Origin of the sequence: Thermoanaerobacterium sp. R66 (assembly GCF_028895185.1) — a bacterium.
GTDB lineage: Bacteria > Bacillota > Thermoanaerobacteria > Thermoanaerobacterales > Thermoanaerobacteraceae > Thermoanaerobacterium.
Genome location: NZ_JAEUWW010000001.1, coordinates 292,044 through 311,465, shown reverse-complemented (window position 1 = coordinate 311,465; position 19,422 = coordinate 292,044). Strand labels below are relative to the sequence as shown.

Annotated in this window: 15 protein-coding genes and 1 pseudogene; all 16 read right to left on the bottom strand. The window is 29.3% G+C overall.

The window, feature by feature from the left end; genetic code table 11:
* Positions 1-3 precede the first annotated feature (3 nt).
* A complete protein-coding gene (locus JJQ93_RS01410; RefSeq protein ID WP_274892505.1) occupies positions 4-3,843 on the bottom strand; it encodes an HsdR family type I site-specific deoxyribonuclease in 3,840 nt (1,279 codons plus the stop codon).
* A gap of 81 nt (positions 3,844-3,924) precedes the next feature.
* Positions 3,925-4,731, bottom strand: a pseudogene (locus JJQ93_RS12990) (mannose-1-phosphate guanylyltransferase); the annotation flags it as partial.
* A 157-nt stretch (positions 4,732-4,888) separates the two neighbouring features.
* On the bottom strand, positions 4,889-5,377 hold the full coding sequence (locus JJQ93_RS01400) for a hypothetical protein (protein WP_274892504.1): 489 nt from the start codon (positions 5,375-5,377) through the stop codon (positions 4,889-4,891).
* Positions 5,364-6,200 (bottom strand): hypothetical protein, encoded by an 837-nt coding sequence (locus JJQ93_RS01395; protein WP_274892503.1) that lies wholly within the window; start codon positions 6,198-6,200, stop codon positions 5,364-5,366. The genes JJQ93_RS01400 and JJQ93_RS01395 overlap by 14 nt, the downstream gene beginning before the upstream one ends.
* Positions 6,201-7,618: 1,418 nt before the next feature.
* Positions 7,619-9,496, bottom strand: a complete 1,878-nt coding sequence (locus JJQ93_RS01390) for a polysaccharide biosynthesis protein (protein ID WP_274892502.1) — start codon at positions 9,494-9,496, stop codon at positions 7,619-7,621.
* Between the two features lie 114 nt (positions 9,497-9,610).
* Complete coding sequence (locus JJQ93_RS01385; RefSeq protein ID WP_274892501.1) at positions 9,611-9,874, bottom strand: hypothetical protein; 264 nt, start codon at positions 9,872-9,874, stop codon at positions 9,611-9,613.
* A 7-nt stretch (positions 9,875-9,881) separates the two neighbouring features.
* Positions 9,882-10,085, bottom strand: a complete 204-nt coding sequence (locus JJQ93_RS01380) for a hypothetical protein (protein ID WP_274892500.1) — start codon at positions 10,083-10,085, stop codon at positions 9,882-9,884.
* 44 nt (positions 10,086-10,129) lie between these two features.
* Positions 10,130-11,338, bottom strand: a complete 1,209-nt coding sequence (locus JJQ93_RS01375) for a glycosyltransferase (RefSeq protein WP_274892499.1) — start codon at positions 11,336-11,338, stop codon at positions 10,130-10,132.
* Positions 11,339-12,466, bottom strand: a complete 1,128-nt coding sequence (gene wecB / locus JJQ93_RS01370) for a non-hydrolyzing UDP-N-acetylglucosamine 2-epimerase (protein ID WP_274892498.1) — start codon at positions 12,464-12,466, stop codon at positions 11,339-11,341.
* Between the two features lie 3 nt (positions 12,467-12,469).
* Positions 12,470-13,579, bottom strand: a complete 1,110-nt coding sequence (locus JJQ93_RS01365) for a capsular polysaccharide biosynthesis protein CapF (protein WP_274892497.1) — start codon at positions 13,577-13,579, stop codon at positions 12,470-12,472.
* A 19-nt stretch (positions 13,580-13,598) separates the two neighbouring features.
* Complete coding sequence (locus JJQ93_RS01360; RefSeq protein ID WP_274892496.1) at positions 13,599-14,648, bottom strand: nucleoside-diphosphate sugar epimerase/dehydratase; 1,050 nt, start codon at positions 14,646-14,648, stop codon at positions 13,599-13,601.
* Between the two features lie 2 nt (positions 14,649-14,650).
* Positions 14,651-15,862: a glycosyltransferase family 4 protein gene (locus JJQ93_RS01355; protein WP_274892495.1), complete on the bottom strand. Its 1,212-nt coding sequence runs from the start codon at positions 15,860-15,862 to the stop codon at positions 14,651-14,653.
* 5 nt (positions 15,863-15,867) lie between these two features.
* On the bottom strand, positions 15,868-16,776 hold the full coding sequence (locus JJQ93_RS01350) for an SDR family oxidoreductase (RefSeq protein WP_274892493.1): 909 nt from the start codon (positions 16,774-16,776) through the stop codon (positions 15,868-15,870).
* Between the two features lie 13 nt (positions 16,777-16,789).
* Positions 16,790-17,503 (bottom strand): sugar transferase, encoded by a 714-nt coding sequence (locus tag JJQ93_RS01345; protein WP_274892491.1) that lies wholly within the window; start codon positions 17,501-17,503, stop codon positions 16,790-16,792.
* A 205-nt stretch (positions 17,504-17,708) separates the two neighbouring features.
* Positions 17,709-18,065: a glycosyltransferase gene (locus JJQ93_RS01340; RefSeq protein ID WP_274894027.1), complete on the bottom strand. Its 357-nt coding sequence runs from the start codon at positions 18,063-18,065 to the stop codon at positions 17,709-17,711.
* 35 nt (positions 18,066-18,100) lie between these two features.
* A protein-coding gene (locus tag JJQ93_RS01335) for an IS3 family transposase (protein WP_274892490.1) occupies positions 18,101-19,236 on the bottom strand; the annotation gives its coding sequence in 2 pieces (ribosomal slippage) (positions 18,101-18,990 and positions 18,990-19,236; 1,137 coding nt in all).
* Between the last annotated feature and the right edge of the window lie 186 nt (positions 19,237-19,422).

The following is a 19,422-nucleotide window of genomic DNA, read 5'->3' as shown; positions in this document are numbered from 1 at the left end:
TTATCATCCCCTCCTTATATTTACAAAAATACCATCTGGTAGTATCACATTGTCTTTGCATTCAAGATGGGCTATCTCCGAAAACAATACTTTACACCTTTTGCAATACGTATATCCATCTTTATCTCTATCTATCAAAAAAGGAAGTTTTGTAAAATATTTTGGATCTAATATAAAATAAAAACTTACTGGATTGTACTCAACAGAAATAATGTTACCATTATCATCAAATGTATATATATTTCCCGTAAGCCTTTCCTCACCTTCAAATTCAGAATACATCTTAATGTCATCAATCCAATATTTTCTTTCAGATATGATCTTCTCTCCACCAACATCAAATGCGATTATATCTAACCCATTTTTTATAACATTTTGCAATATCTCATCTTTGTCACCTAATATCACATCTAAGCAATTCTCATGGTCTTTATTTGGCAATAAAACCTCATTATCATCGCTCCAAGGATCATCAACATCAAATTGTAATCTATATAAACCAGCCGGAAGATTTTTTATATCATCAGATATTTCTATTTGTGATGTACCATTTGCAATATTATACTGAATCATGCCTCTATCTTCCTCACTTAAAGGCCATAATCGAATAACTCTGTTAGATTCCCTTCCAAGGTCACTCCACTTTATCTTAATTATCCTTCTACCATTGTATATCATGTCATTGAATGTAACATCTTTTACCTGCCAATACAGACGAATACGACAAATCAAAATTGGAGAAATATCTTTGTCTTCAAATGAAATTACCAAATCCTGAAGTATTTTATTTAAACTTCTTATGCTGTCACTTAACTTACGCAAATCAAATATTATTTCACCTTTTCTCATATTTGGTACAATTGTTTGAACATTGTCATCTAATATTAATTTAGCTTTCGGATAAATTGATTGAGGTATCTTTATATACAAATCTCCTATATCTTCAAACCATATTTCTCCAATACTGCTTTGCCACATTTCGCCACTGTTAGTTCTCCAATAAACCTTTGGAATATCAATAGATAAATAAATATCGATTTTTATATCTAAAAAATATTGCAATAACAAATCTATTTTTTCATTTGATGTATCAAATTCTACGTAAATTTTCTCCCCTTCGCTTTTAACACTGATATCCGCATAATTAAGAACTTTCAATGGATATTTTGAACTTAAGTATAAGATTCCTAATTGTCTTTTTCCGCTTTCATAAGGAGGATACAACTTTTTATCAAACAATATGTTTAAATCAGGTAAAACGACAATATCATCAGTCCAAATAACATTTCCCTTATAAATCAGCGACACTTTACACTTGCCGTAAACATCATGGCAAATAGCACTTAAATTAATTAAAACAGCACTCCCATTCCCTGTAATATCTAAACCTTCAAGTGATTTAAAAGTGGCATTACCTTGATAATCAAATCGTAAGCCGTAATAAGATATATCATCAATTGCAGGAAAAACTAAATCAGGCAATTCACCATTACACACCATAATCCCTTCAGAATATGCACCATCTATCACATTTCCATTCAAAAGATGCGGATTTATATTTATTTTTTTCTTATAAATATACTGCCTTCCTTTACTTTCAATGACAAACGCATCGTTTTCTTCTAAATCAATATAGACAAATTCATACGATGACCAATCACCACTCATTCTTTCCCTTTCTTTTACAATCTCATTCGGAATGAACTTGCATCCTTTTGGAGCAACAACATATAATCCGTCATCAGGTAGATACAAAAGATTTTCTATAAGATACTTTTCATTTGTAAAAAACATAAATTTATCATCATCTATACCATTTACTTTCCACTCAAAGATTTTGTCGTCAATTGATAATTTAAAATTATAATGTTTAAAAGGTCCAACGTTAAAACGAGCTGGCAAAGTACAATATTGCTTGTCATTAATCTTTCTTATATCCAACTTAACTTCTATTCTTTTATCATTTTCTTCACATAAAGTAAAAATAGCATTTACATGATTTTCAATTGATTGTTGCGGTACACAAACTGTAATCTCTCTATTTATGGTATCTAATTCTACTGACGGTTTATGTATCGGTACCCTAGTAACTTCTTTTTCTTTTCTTTTCCTTTCATCTGTAAGTAAAGCCTTGCCACTTTCATGCCACCAATCAATCATAGATTTCTTTATTCTAGTTGGTAACAAGATATCAATGGTATCTTCTTTTCCGTTTTCCAAATTTTGAATCAGTAAAAGAGACTCAAATATAAACTGATCTGCTACATCTCCTCCTTGACAAATAAAGACACGTGAAGATTCATTTATAAAATATAAAGGATTTGTATAATTTTTAGATTTATCTTCAATTTTTTTCTTCTTCTCACGAACTTTTTCTAGCTCTTTTTCTACTTCGTCTACATTGGAATACTTCAATTTAAGTGGCAAATTTTTTAATAGTATTTTTACATCGTAATAAGAGACAATTTCAGATTTAATTGACTTTACCTTATTCCTTAAATTTCTCTGCTTATCTAATTCCTCTTTTCCATCCTCTAATCTACCCTTCCCTAAAATGACCAAATTCTTCTTATACGTTGCAATCTCATTGTTTACTTCTTCTAATTTTTTTTCTAACTCTGTTACAACATTATCTGTAGAGACATCACTTATTGATGCTGCAGCTTCTCTTTCCGTCTCAACTATTTCTTTAAAAGTAGCCTCAAAAATTTTTTTCTTTTTTAAAAGATCTTGAAGATAAATTAATCTATCGATATATCTCTCATCTAAGGTTTTAAAAAAATCATCCTTTATTGAAAGGTTTTTAAACATATTAGCTAATCTTCTTTTATCGTCATTCATCATCATATACTCTTTATGCATAAAAATCCTAAAAATAAGTCCTATAAAGCCCAAAAATTTCTTTTCATTATTTTTAATGCTTCTAACAAGATTTCTTACATCATCAAAAGAAATATTTAAAACAGCATTTATAGATTTATCATCAAAATAATCAAATAATTCATTTTCTATAATATTTATTTGATTATCTAATTCTTTACATTTATTTTCCAAATCAATGCGTTTTTTATATATGCCACGGAGTTCATCCAATTTCATTTTTAATCTTTTTCTTTCAGCTTCTTTTTCATCAAGCCATCCATCGGAAATTTGCAACAAATCCTTTATATAATGTGATTTTTTTATCAGCCTTCTTAATTTAATGAGATCGTAAAGCTTTTTAAAATTTAAAAACACATCCTTTGCAATCAGCAATTCTTCTTCTTTTTCATTAAGGCTGCGTATCATATCTTCTTTTTCTACATACAGCCTATATTCTTTTCTCCAATTTGAAACAATGTGCCTAATTTCATCAAAATTAATATTTAAACCTGCTTCTTCTCTTTCTCGGTATATCCGAAGTATGATATTTGAAAAATAGTCGTTAAGATAATAATTGGGAATAAAGCCATGAGCAAGTATTGGCATAATATAGCGAAGTTTATCCTTAAAAACTATCAACTTATATTTTTTGACAGTCTTTAGAAAAATCTCACCTAGACATTTCTGTAACTGGATTTTATCTGATGATATATTTAATATATCATAAACATGCGACCAAAAATCGCCATCTTTATAGTATAAAATACCTATCCAAACTAGAAAAATTGATACAGTTAATGACTCTGAATTTTCAAAGGAAGACTTGATTACTTCTTTTGAAATTAAATCAGCTATATGACTTATCTCATCGTTATTAAGCTCAATATAGCCTAAAATGCCTTTTACTGAAGACTGATTAAGCAAATTTTCAAAATATCTATCGCTTTCTTCAAGAGAAGCACAGTCAATCACCCCATACATCACACCTCCCATAATTAAAAAGTTATAGATTAATAAATTTTACTATTGACAATATTCCGACATATTTCGTTAAAAAATATATTACAAATACTCGCTCTTTTTCTCCTTTAGCTCTTTCAATACTTCTTTCACATTTTGTGCTTTATCTTTTGAGCATATTAAAAGTGCGTCTTCTGTGTCTACGATTATTACATCTTCTATACCAAGTGTTGCAATGAGTTTATCGCTTCCTGTTATGATGCATTTCTTTGTGTCTACGCTTACGACATTGCCTTTTATGACGTTGCCGTTGTCGTCTTTTTCGTACAATCTCTCCATTGATGTCCAGCTTCCTACATCATCCCAACCGAAATCTCCCGGCACTACATATACATTTTTGGCCTTTTCCATTATGCTGTAGTCTAACGATATGCTTTCAAGCTTTGAGTATTCCTCGTATAAGATTTTTTCTATCTCATCTGAATCAAAGTTTTCCTTTATAACATTTAATGCACTGTATAATTGTGGCATATATTCTTTTATCGCATTTAGTATTGCAGATGTCTTCCATATGAACATGCCGCTATTCCACAGGTAATCTCCACTCTCGGCATATTTTACTGCTGTATCATAATCCGGCTTTTCTACGAATCTTTCTACTTTATGTACAGGATTGTTATAAAATATCTCATTTGTAATCTTCTTAAAGTTTATATATCCATATCCTGTCTCTGGATGCTGCGGCTTTATGCCTATTGTGACAAGATTGTCTCCTGCTTTTGCTTTTTCTATTGCTATTTTCTATACTCCTAAATAGGTTTCTTCATCTTTTATTACGTGATCTGATGGCACTACTACCATGATAGAATCTCTATCAAGCCTTTCTGTATGCAACGCTGCAAGACCTATAAATTCAGGCTCATCTTATATTGCTTAATATAATGCAAGAATAATTTGGCTACCATTTACAACACGAAAAATATACGCTGAATAAATTTTATCATATGCAATAATACTAGTCGTAATATAAATAATTCATTTGCATCAAATAATTAATAACAAAATATTAACTAATAAATTTATTTTTGATATATCTAACCATATTTTCCACAAATTTAATAGAGTCCAAAGCTGAATTAAATATTGTAAATAATGAATAAAAAAATACAAAACTAAAAATTATTGGTATGTATTTTATCTGAACATAATTATTATTTTTTATTATATTATAATTCGTATAAGTATATAAAAATATCGTAATAATCAAAGTAATAAAAGTAACTTTTAGAGAATATCTGAAATTATGTAATAAATTTATAAAATCATTATCTTCTTCAAGCAATTTTATAAAGTCGTCATTCCAAGAAGAAATTATTATAGCCAATGCAGCAAAAAAAATCGTAAATAAAATTGAAAGTACTGTAACTCCTGTATTATATATATCTTTCAAAAATGTACCATTTAAATTTCCTTTTAATATAAATAATAAAAATAATGATATTATTAGTGAAAAAATAAAATCCCAACAAAATATAATTGCTTTAATCTTTATCATTTTTAATTCTCTTCAATACCTCATAAAATTTTCCTTTAATATTATTAAACATTATTAATGGATTTTTATCTTCTAATGTTTTTGCTGTCATAGGCATTCTATCTGTACTAACAATAAATTCTTCATTATTTTTAATCCCCTTTAAAGTAGCTCTACCATATCCATCACTCGCCATTATTATATCTCCATATGGTTCTCCATTTGGTTTTAATATTAAACCTTTTTTGCTTTTATATATTTGTTTATAATATTCAGCCTCCATATTATGTAGTTTATCATCTGTTCTTTTCCATATACTTCGTGAACTCGGATTTGATGGTTTCAGACTAATTATTAAAGTAAATATTTTATCAAAACTTTCAATAGCTTCTGATATTGATATTTCACTATTTATAAAATCCATATCAGCTTCAATAAACATATTATCATTATTATATATTATTAATTGCGGAAAAATTTCTATAAACTGTTTATATCCAATTTTTCCTTCTATAGGGTGATAAGCAACAATACCACTATCTGGATGAATAAAAAAAATACTCGTTGCTATGACTCTATTTTCTATCATTGTTTTTGATAATTTTCTATTTACTGTGTCAACAATATCTTCATCTTTCTCTTCTTTAAATTTAACTAATTGCCCAAAAATAATTTTAAGATTTTCATTTTCTAACTCATTTATATTAAAGAATCCCCATTCACAATTTCTCTTTGTATATATTTTGCCCTTCTTAAATGTATTTTGTAAATAATCATATTTACTTGTAATTATCCCAATTATGTGTAACCTTGCAAAATAAAATTGTATTTCATTAGCCTTCAAAATTATCACCCATTTTATAAATAAAGATAAAGCTATCTAATAGTTTTTAATTATTTATTTATCATTGCTTAAATATCCTGTTACAATATATTTCGTCATGTTTTCTAAAAAATTAAACAAGAAAGTTCGACTCAATGTTATAATATGCTTTTAAACTGCAATTTTTATCATGACCTTTGCAATATAAAGCCTGTTAACATAATTTTAGCTTTTAATTTAATTTATTTTGTGCAATATATTCTGTAATTTTATTTTCGAGTTCTTCTATTTTTATTAAATGTTCATTTTCTTTTATAATTTATTTATTAATATTTCAATCACTTTTTGTATGCATTCTGCAAATGTACTATATCCAATTCCATTTTCATTACCAACAACATACTTTTTGATTAAAAGAAATTTTTTCAAATACCTCAGGTTCCATACGCCTTAAATTATAAATATAATTTTTCATTTTTTCATATTCTTCTTTTGTAGTTCTTTCTGGTTACCTTACTTTCTCACTCATTATCCTAAATAAATCTCTTTATTTTAAAGAAAATCTACTCATTCTAAAATAATTTTCTTCGCATTTATTTATTATATATGTTAATTCTTCAAAATACCTTGGATATTTTATTCCGAATTTATATATACATAAATTATATTATCTAAATCAAACTTAACACCTACCTAATAGGTTTTTTCAGTTCAGCATTACTATTTTAAATTAAAAAAAATAAATAAATATTTTTCCTAATTCGCTTTTGTTACCATATCTTCTTTTATACTTTATTTCTCCTTGCAATACTCAATCATCTCTTTTTAAACCCTGTTCAAGCTGATATTCCCCCGGCCAAGTGCCTCCAAAGCTTTTTTATTATCAATATAAATATGTACTATATTTCTTTTGCAAGGCTAGCATAAATAGGTTTTAAAGAAGTATTCATGATTTTATTCATGATGTTAACAAGTTCATTTATAGTTGTAGGTTTGTTTGTACTTATATTTATAATCTCATTATCTCCTTTTGGTCCTGCTTTATCCCATATACATTATTTTTCATATCTTTCTTATCCTAATATATTAAATATCTTAATTTTCTCAAACATCATGCATAAAATATAGATTTTATAATATAATATTTATGAAAATAATATAGTGAGGAGGTGCTATATATGGGAACAGTTGTTTTCATATATACCGCCTCTATCGAAATCTATATATTTTTGATAATTATAGATTTGTGATAGAGGCACAAAGGCTTGATTAATTTTCAAGCCTTGTGCCTCAAAATAAAATAATAATAACGGATAAAAAACAATTTACAAGCTAATGTTAATTAAAATGTTCACCTTCAAATACGTCTTCTTTCATGCATTATTGCTTATTAATTTTAATTCTTATAAATACTATAAATTCATTCATATAGACAATTATCATAAATTATTATTATTCACATTTGTGACAACAACTTCTTCTAAAGTCTCAAGATCTGGTGAGTTATATTCTGGTACAATCGATTTTATAAATTCTTTTATCTCATATGTATCCATATCATCTATTTTTGATTTGTATTTTTCTAAAGTTAAGACTAAACCATCATAGTCGCTGAAACCTGGCTTTTCAATGAAGATTTTATCATGTTTTGTTGATGTATATTTGTCATCTGTCATAAGCAATTCTTCAAATAACTTTTCACCAGGTCTTAGACCTGTAATTTTAATAGAAATATCCACATCTGGTTCAAAACCAGATAAGCGTATTAAATCCCTTGCAAGATCTATAATCTTTACAGGCTCACCCATGTCAAGTACAAATATCTCTCCACCATTTGCCATAGCACCTGCCTGTATAACTAATTGAACCGCTTCTGGAATTGTCATAAAATATCTTTTTACATCTTCATGTGTAACTGTTACAGGTCCACCTTCTGCTATTTGTTTTTTAAACAATGGTATTACGCTGCCATTACTGCCTAAAACATTACCGAACCTAACCGCAACAAATTCTGTTTCACTCACCTTATCAAATGATTGAATTATCATCTCACAAATCCTCTTAGTTGCACCCATTACGCTTGTAGGATTAACAGCTTTATCTGTCGAAATCATGACAAAGCGCTTAACACCATATGCATTTGCACATCTTACAAGATTTAATGTTCCATAAACATTGTTTTTAACAGCTTCATGTGGACTATCTTCCATCAATGGAACGTGTTTATGTGCAGCAGCGTGAAAAACAATTTCAGGTTTATATTCTTTAAATATGATATTTAACTTTTTCTCATCTCTTATGCTAGCTACAAGACATGTCATTCTTAGATCTGGATATTTTCTTAATAATTCCTGTTGTATTTCATACATATTGTTTTCATATATATCAAGAATTATAAGATGGAATGGATTGAACTTCGCTATTTGCCTGCATAATTCTGAACCTATCGATCCACCTCCACCCGTTACCATTACCTTCTTATCTTTTATATAACTGCTTATTTCGTCTAAATCTATCTTTATTGGATCTCTTCCTAATAAGTCATTTATATCCACATCCCGTAACTGATTAACAGATACTTTGCCATTTACTAGTTCATATATTCCTGGAAGAGTTTTTACTTTCATATGTAATTCACTTAGACTATCAATTACTTTTCTCAATACCGTCCTTGACGCAGAAGGAATCGCATATATCACTTCATCAATTTCATTTTCCTTGACTGCTTTAACTATATCATCGAGTGTACCTACAATAGGGACACCTTCCATACTCCTATATATCTTTGATCTATCATCGTCAAGAATCGCTACTGGCTTTAATCCTATTTCAGGGTGTGCTCTTAATTCTCTTATTAACATTTGCCCAGCACTTCCAGCACCTATAATAAGCGTATTTCTAAATACTATATTTTTTATTTTTACTTTAGAATTGCTCATTATATATCTATAAAACAACCTGCTGGAAATAATCAATATAATATTTAAAAGCCAGCTTAATGGGTAAATAGACCTTGGCAAATGTATCTGCAATAAAAATAATATAAGCGATGATCCAGCACTTCCTATTGTTATAACAACCATCAAGTCTATCAAATCTTTTAAATTAACATACCGCCATATCTTATGGTACTGCTTAAAAAATATAAATGTAACTATGTTTGCTAATGTAAAAATTATAAATGATTGCTTATATAATGTAAAGTAAGGCTCTACTATACGATAATCAAATCTTAAGAAAAAGGCCATAAAAAAAGCAATATTGATCAACAATGCATCTATAAGGATAAGTAGATACTTTCTTATATTCTTTTCCATAATAATGTCCCTTCTTTTTCAAATATTTTAAAAGCTAATTTTGATAACTATATTTCTATAGCATATATTCTACATAAAATATTAAATTCCTTTCCATAAAAAAAAAACTTTCATCTATATCATTTCATTACTTTTTATAAACCTAGATCTCTTTACTTTTCTAATCTCTCTTTCCAACTTGTCTCGCATCTTATTAAATCTATATTCCCATTTTCTTTTTTCTTCTTTCGACGTGGTATCTCGGCTTAAGTCCTCTTGGTATGCTGGAATCATTTCAACCTTGCCCTTTTCATTTTCATATCCAATCAACGACAGTCCAAGAAGAGCATCAGCAAACTCATTTTCAATAAAAGTAACCTTAATTTTTCCCCCAATCAATTCAGGGCTATTTTAAGCGATAAATTTTAACTCCAGTTTTTTGTTCAAACTCCTTGTCCTTATTTACATCAACCATTTTATGAAATGGTGACATATCTGTAGATGTAATAAGAAAAACATTATCATTAAATTCTTTACTAGCTATTAATAACTCATTTATTTGATAAACTGCTGTTGGATCAAAATAATCTTCTATATGAACAATGTTCATAAAATCACCTTTATATCATCATTATTTTCAATATAAAAATATTGCTAATAGACAAGAATCTTTTTTAATAAATTTAAATAATCATTGTATCTTTCACTTCTATCATAAATTGTATTTGCTAGTCTAATGCAATGTTCCATATATATTGATTTTCCATTTTCTTTTATTATTTGCAAAGCATTTAATAATTCATTTAAATTTCCCTTTTCAACAACCATCCCACAACTTTCATCTATGCATTCCACACTTCCGCCTGTATTAAAAGTAATAACTGGAGTACCACATGCTAAAGCCTCTAAATTGGTTGTTGGAAAATTATCTTCTAACGTGGTATTAACAAAAACATCAGCTGCTGAATATATTTCTGCAAGTTCCCTAACATTATTTGTTCTTTTTATGCCAATAATATTTTGGGGAAGGCTTTTTAATTGTTTGTCATTTAATCCAACTAAAACTATTTTGCTATTATTGTCAATTAGTTTTGATAATTCAAGAAAATATTTTAAGCCTTTTCTCTCATCCCATATACTCGCCACACCTAAAATTATAAATTTATCTTCTAAATTATATTTCGCTCTGAAGTCACTTTCAGTCGGCTTAAATATGTTTAAATCTATTCCATTATTGATTACCTTAACATTATATCCCCTTAAAAATGATTTTTTTACTAAACCAGCAAGCCATTTTGAAGGTGTAACAATAGTCATATTCTTTATACCAGTAAATAATTCTTTTTTCTTTTCGTAATTTGATTTTGAACTATCTATAAATATACTCTTTGGGTATCTATTTTTTTGTGGGCAATTATTACATCCTTTTCCCCACTTGTCACATCCAACATAGTCAAAATACGCACAGTGCCCAGTAAAAGCCCAGCAATCATGAAGTGTCCAAACAACTGGCTTATTTGCTTCTCTTAAGTAATCAAACAATAGTTCTATGTTTATGTAATAGCCATGAATATTATGAAGATGTATGACATCAGGATCATATTCTTTAGCTTTTTTAATGAATTGCCTTGTAGCTTTTTTGGATCCAAATCCGTGTCTATCTAATAGCCTTGTTTTTACAACGTGCATATAAGTATCCAAATTTGTACCTATCTTAATAGTCTTTATATCTTCAGGTGCTGTTCCTCTACCATATGCAATTAAACAATCATGACCTTGTTCTTCTAATATTCTATATATATCTGTGACTATTCTACCAGTACTGCCATAACCACAAACAGAATTTATCTGTAAAACTTTCATTCAGTTTTTCCCCCACACCACTCTATTCACATAATCAGTATAAGATAATATTATTCTAAGCACTTTTTCAGATACATTAGGCTTACTATAATCAGCTACTCTTCTTAAAGTGTCTTTTTGCTGTGTCTCCAATATTTCTAGCCCTTGTAATATTCTTTCTTTCTCAAGTCCCACCATCATAACTGATGCTTCTTCCATTGCCTCTGGTCTTTCGTGAGCTTCTCTAATATTAAGTGCCTTAAAACCAAGTATTGAAGATTCTTCACTTATTGTTCCACTATCGCTTAAAACTGCCTTTGAATTAATTTGAAGTTTAACATAATCGTTGAATCCTAGAGGCTTCATAAGTGATATCAATGGATTAAATTCTATTTCTTTTGATTCAATCATTTTTCTTGTCCTTGGATGTGTACTAAATATAATTGGCAATTTATAAACATCCGCAATTGTATTTAAACTATCTACTAAATTTAAAAAATTCTTCTCTGAATTTATGTTTTCTTCCCTATGTGCTGATACCACAAAATATTGTCCTTCTTCTAAATTTAATCTTTCTAGGACATTTGATTTTTCAATATCTTCTTTTCTTGAATTTAAGACTTCAAACATTGGACTTCCAGTTTTTATTATTCTATCTGGTGGAAAGCCTTCTCTTATTAAATATTCTCTTGCAATATCACTATAGGTTAAGTTTATATCCGATATATGATCTACTATTTTTCTATTAGTTTCTTCAGGTACTCTTTGGTCAAAACATCTATTTCCAGCTTCCATATGAAATATTGGTATATGCCTTCTTTTAGCCGCTATAGCAGTAAGACAACTGTTTGTATCTCCAAGCACCAAAAAAGCATCTGGTTTCACTTCTTCTAAAATAGGATCTATTTTTATTAGAATGTTTCCTATAGTTTCTATTGCTGCTCCAGTAGCAGCATTTAGAAAATAATCTGGTTTTTTTAATTTGAAATCTTTAAAAAATACTTCATTTAATTCATAGTCATAGTTCTGACCAGTATGTACTAATATATGTTCAATTGCCTCTGATTCTTCTAATTTGTTTATAACAGCAGATAATCTTATAATCTCAGGTCTTGTTCCAACTACCGTCATTACTTTTAGCTTCTTCATCAATTAAACCTCCAAATAATATGTATCTGGCTTTTCAGGATTAAACGCTTCATTAGCCCACATAATAGTTACCAAATCTGTATCTCCAACATTTTCGATTGAGTGGGTATAACCTGTAGGTATATCTACAACTTGTAGTTTTTCTCCACTAACTTTGTATTCTATAATTTCGTCCGAATCTACTTTCCTAAAACGAATTATTCCTTTACCACTTACTACTAAGAATTTCTCATTTTTTGTATGGTGCCAGTGATTCCCTTTAGTAATTCCCGGTTTTGTTATATTTATTGAAAGTTGTCCTCTATCTGGAGTCCTTATAAACTCTGTAAATGAACCTCTATCATCACAGTGCATATTTAAATCATACGAAAACTCATTTTCCGGCAAAAAGCTTAAATATGTGCTATAAAGTTTTTTAATTAATTCATTATCCATGTTAGGAATACTCAAATCTTTTCTGCTTTTTTTAAAGCTTTTTATTGTTTCTGCTAAATCTCCTAATTTAATCTTATGTACTACTGGAACATAGCAATATTCTCCATTTCTAGTTTCTTTGCCTTCTAATGCTCTTATAAATTCATCTAAAACATCATCTATATAGCATAAAGTAAGTTCTGTCTCAGGATCATTAATTTGTATATCTAAACCTCTTGCTATGTTATAGCAATATGTTGCTACAACTGAATTATAATTAGGTCTGCTCCACTTCCCAAAAAGATTTGGTAATCTATATACTAAAACTTTTGCTCCTGTTTCTTTGCTATAGTTAAATAATAATTCTTCTCCTGCTCTCTTACTTTTGCCATAAGGATTGTCCCTTTCAGCTTGAATAGATGAAGTAATTAAAACTGGTGATTCATTATTGTGCTTTTTTAATAACTTTAAAAGTTCTGATGTGAATACAAAATTACCTTCCATAAATTCTTTTTCATCTTTAGGTCTATTAACCCCTGCTAAATGAAATACAAATTCACAATCTTTTGTGTACTCATCAAGCAGTAATTTATCTGTATCTCTATCAAATTCATATATATCTTTATATCCTCTATTATTAAGCTCTGCTACGAGATTTTTGCCAATAAAACCTCTTGCACCTGTAACAAGAATTTTCATGGCTATTCCTGCCTTTCAATTATGATAATTTATTAGCTGCCGCTTCTTTGGCAGCGTGCCACTTTTCTAATTCTTCTTTAATATAATCAAGTTTTAATAGTTTTTCTTTAATTTGTTCTACATTTAAAATTTCTGTGTTATTTGAATTGTATTCTATTTCCGTCGAGAGCTTTACATCTCCTTCAACAAAATACTTATCATAATTTAAATCTCTATTGTCTGCAGGAACCCTAAAGTAATTCCCTAAATCCTCTGCATGTAAGTATTCTTCTTTTGTTAATAGTGTTTCATATAATTTTTCACCATGGCGTGTACCAATTATTTTTATTTCATTATCCGCATCAAATAATTCTTTAATTGCTTGTGCTAAATCACCTATAGTTGATGCCGGAGATTTTTGAACCATTATGTCTCCACTTTGTGCATGCTGAAAAGCAAATATGACTAGTTCTACAGCTTCATCAAGACTCATTAAAAATCTTGTCATTTTAGGGTTAGTTACTGTTATTGGCTGTCCACTTTTAATTTGTTCAACAAATAAAGGAATAACAGATCCACGAGATGCCATAACATTGCCATATCTTGTGCCACAAATAACCGTTCTATCCGGTGATACAGTTCTGGACTTTGCAATAAGCACTTTTTCCATCATAGCTTTTGAAATGCCCATCGCATTTATTGGATAAGCTGCCTTGTCTGTAGATAAACATATAACCTTTTTAACACCATATTCTATGGCTGCTGTTAGAACATTATCTGTTCCTATAACATTAGTCTTTACGGCTTCAAGTGGGAAAAATTCACATGATGGTACTTGTTTCAATGCTGCTGCATGAAATATATAATCTACTCCATGCATTGCATTTTTTACAGAAGCTATATCTCTAACATCACCTATATAAAATTTAATCTTATCATTTTTATATAACTTTCGCATATCATCTTGCTTTTTCTCGTCACGAGAAAAAATACGAATTTCTTTTATATCAGTATTTAAAAATCTCTTAAGTACAGCATTTCCAAAAGAACCAGTACCTCCTGTTATTAATAAAGTTTTATTTTTGAACATTTTTAAGCCTCCATATTTGTTAATTCATGTTCTAATATAGACATAAATCTTTCTTTACTATAGTTTTCAAAATAATATTTTCTAGCATTCATTGCCATATTATCTTTTTTATCATCATTGCAAAATTCTAATATCAAATCAGCTAACCCTTTATGATCTTCCGCTTTACAACATAAACCGCAGCCAGCTTGTTCTATAACACGTTTCGTTTCTCCATTAATAGAACCAATAATAGGTTTTCCTGCTGCCATATAAGTTTGAACTTTTCCTGGTAATGTATATGATAAAATCTTATTATCTTTTAATGTTACTAGCATGGCATCAGCCATTCCATAGAATTCCGGCATCTCATCAAGTGGACGTCTGCCATAGAAAATTACATTAGAAAGTTTTAAATGGTTAGCAAGTTGCTTGCAATCATCTAACTTTGAACCATCGCCAACTATATGAAACAATATATTAGAATATTTTCGTAACTCATTAGCTGCTTTAATTATTGTTTCAACACTTTGCATATCACCAATATTGCCTGCAAAGACAAAATTATATTGCTTACTATCATCTTGAACCGCACTATAACCAGATGACTCATTTTCGTTTTGAATAAACAAATCTTCTGCATATTGTGGTAAGTGTTTTATCTCGATATTAGTTATTTCAAGTACATCTTTAAAATAATCTTTAAACATGCTGGAAGTAACCAATATGGTATCCGCTGAATTATAAATCCATTTTGAAATATTATAAAATATTTTATAAATTATTGAATCTTCTTTAATTCCTCCTGCTGCTAAACTGTCAGGCCATAAGTCTAAACAATAGAGTAACATCTTTTTATGATGCTTTTTTTTATATGCTATGGCCGGAATTCCCATCATAACAGGTGAAAGCTGATTTACTAAGATAACATCAAATTCTTCCTTTATAAATAATGCCTTTAAAGTTGCTGATATAGTATAACTAAAATAATTTAAAAATAATTTTAGCTTACTTTTTCCCCTGCCTATTTCAAAACATCTTATAACTTTAACACCATTTATTATTTCATTCCTTTTCTTCCCATGACGATAATCATCAAGTATATAACCCTCTGGATAATTAGGAAGACCTGTCAAAACAGTTACATTATGACCACTTTTTACAAGGCTTTCACATATGTCTGTTATTCTAAATGGCTCAGGATAATAATACTGGCATACAACTAATATATTCATATCAATTATGCACCTACATTACTCTTAACTGTTTTTAAATATTCATCAACTTCTATTTTCAAACCTTCTTCAAATGTCATTGGTCTATATCCAAAGTCTCTTTTTGCAGCATCATGAGGAAAACTTCTATCTTCGCCCATACGCTGTACTTTTTCTATATAATCTACTTTTCCAAAAGTACATAATTTAAGGCATCTTGCCAAAAATACTCCTAACCCTAAAGGTACACTAATAAAAACTGTTCTCTTATTTAAATTTTTACTAATTAAATTAAACATCTCCAACATTGATATTGGTTTTTCACCAGATAATATATAATCACCATTCATTATATTTGAACTTGTAAGTACCTGATAATAAGCCTTACCAAGATCTCGCCCATTAACAGGTTTAAGTAAGTTTTTCCCATGATCAATAACTGGAAATAATTTTAGTTTATCAACCATCTTTATAAAAACGATCATATTCTTGCCATTTATGTATCCATAAATCATTGTAGGTCTAAGATATATAAGACCAATTGATGAGTTACTTTGCTTGATAATTTTATCAATAGTTTGTTCAATTTCTTTATATTCCTTTGATGCACTTTTATACTTTGAATAAATACCTGTTGTGTGAACTAATATTGCTCTCTTCACATTATACTTTACTGCCGCTTTAATTATGTTGACTGAATAAAAAATAGAAGCTATATGTATTACAGTATCTACACCAGCCATAGCTTTGTCAATAAATTCTTGATCGTTTAAGTTACCAACAACTTTTTCAATATTAAGTCCACTGCTATCTATTAATGAAGTGTCAGATGTTTCTCTAACAATGCAACGGATAGGACCTTCATATTTATTTTTAATAAGTTCCTTCAAGAAATATTTCCCACTATGACCTGTAATGCCCGTAACTAATAGCATTTTTTCACCTCAACTATGTAGACTTGCTAGCTGATTTTTCATTATCAACTTTTAATCTTCCAGTCCCGCCTTCAACAACTCCATCACTCTTAATAACACTTATGATTGTTTTAAAGAAGCACTTTACATCCATCCAAAAACTCAAATTTTCAACATACTCTCCATCTAGTTGTGCCTTAATTTCAATGGGCAGTTCATCTCTACCATTTATCTGTGCCCAACCAGTAAGGCCTGGTCTAATATCATTAGCACCATACTTATCTCTTTCTTCTATTAAATCATATTGATTCCATAAAGCAGGACGAGGTCCAATAATACTCATTTCACCTTTTAAAATATTTATCATCTGCGGTAACTCATCTAAGCTTGTTTTCCTAAGAAACTTTCCAACTTTAGTAATCCACTGGTCAGGATTTTCTAACATATGTGTTGGTATATCCTTGGGAGTATCCACTCTCATTGTTCTAAATTTTAATATATTAAAATAACTTTTATGAATTCCGACTCTTTTCTGTTTAAATAGTACTGGGCCTTTAGAATCAATTTTAATTGCTATTATTAAAATCAAAAATATTGGAGAAAATAAAATTAGCCCTAATAACGAAAGAACTATATCCATCAATCTTTTTATTTTTAAATAAGTCATTCTATCACCCCCAATAAGGCTGGAAAATATAACATCAAGTTGTTGAATAGCACAAATATATAACTTTTTAATTAAATTCAATTATCCGAAATAGCACATTTCGACCTATCTTCGCACCAAATAATCTCAGTATAAAACGCCTAAACCCATACATATTGTGAATGGAATATCTAAATATTGTTCCTTGAATAAACCACCAAAGTAATATATACAAATTAGGTCTTCCTCTTGAATACCAAGATTGATCATATTTGCTTAAATCAATTTTACTTTGCATAATGTCACCCTAACGCTTTAAATATTGTTTAAAAATGCTATCAAGTCCATTAATAAATATATCAGATGTATAATTTTCTAAATACAATTTTCTACTATTATTAGACATGTTTAATAATAAACCTTTTTTATTAGCTAAAATCATTATTTTCTCAGTTATTTCCTCAGGTTTTTGTTTATGTACTATAAAGCCATTATACCCATCTATCACCATATCTGCAATACATCCTGTATCCGTTGATATTATAGGCAAGCCGGCAGCCATAGCTTCAATAATCGAAATAGGCTGCCCTTCATTTGGATAATAAGTTGGTAAAATAAATATATCACTATTTAATAATAAATCTTTTTCTGGACTTGTGCCAATAGAGTAAACACAAAAAGTTTAATTTTTTATGCCATTTAAAGAGCAGTTTCATAAACCTCTTGTGGGGTCTTGTAATTAATAGCGCTATGAATCCTTCTTCGGTTGTACCAAGATTCGATATATTCAAAGACTGCTCTTCGAGCTTCATTAAAATCATAGTATTTGTGATGATTAATTTCTTCCTTCTTTAATACAGAATGAAATGATTCTATACAAGCATTGTCATATGGATTGCCTTTCCTGCTGAAGGAATGAACTATGCCTTTAGAGGATAGATAGTCCTCAAACTTTAAGCTTGTATACTGCGTCCCAAGATCGCTATGCAAGATAATGCCTTTTGCGTCTTTAACATTAAGACAGGCATTTTCTACCGCCTTAATTGCTAATTCTGTGGTCATAGAAGTACCATATGCATACCCTATAATTTTTTTGCTATAAAGATCCATAACAGAAGCAAGATAAGTCCATCCATCTTTAATTGTATAAATATATGTAATATCGGTATACCATTTTTCGTTAATATTTGAAGCATTAAAATCTCTATTGATAATATTTGCCTTTTCCTCTAAGCTTGGCTTTGAATAATAAGGACGAAATTTCTTTACCACGATAGAGTAAAGTCCCATAGAAGACATATAGCGCTGTACTCTTTTGAGAGAAATATGTTTTCCACGGCTTTCTAAAGCCTTTTGGATTTTAGGAGCACCATAACGATATTTGCTTTCGAAATAAATTGTACGAATCTCTTGTTTAAGTTTATTTGCTTCTTTCTGTCGTTTTGAGGGTATCTCAAATAAAGCCTTGTAATAGGTACCCCTTGGAAATTTTAGGACTTTGCATATAAGTTTGACAGTATATTTTGCTTTAAACTTTTTAATGAAACCAACAATTTCATCTATCGTTTTCTTGCGAATATGGCGGTAGCTTTTTTTAATATCTCATTCTCCATTTCAAGTTCGGCAATGCGCTTCTTCATTGCCTGATATTCTTTAGCAGTTATTTCTTCATTATCTGATATTTGGACAAGAGAAAACTGCTTTATCCACTTATATATAGTTACTGTTGTTACACCATATTTACGACTTAGCTCTAATACTGACTGACCAGATTGATATAATTCAGTAATTTGTTGTTTAAATTCTTCAGAGTATCGAATACCGTTTTTGGACATTGTTTAACACACACCCTTCTTAGATACATTTTACTGTGTTAAACTTTTCGTGTCCACAATTATATACTAACACCAGAAATAATCTTTTTCTATTCAACAGGTTTAAACAAGTATTGGAAACCATTTTGGTGCATTGTTTAATCAACGCTTTTCGTAAATGCATTTTACTTTATTATACTTTTTCGT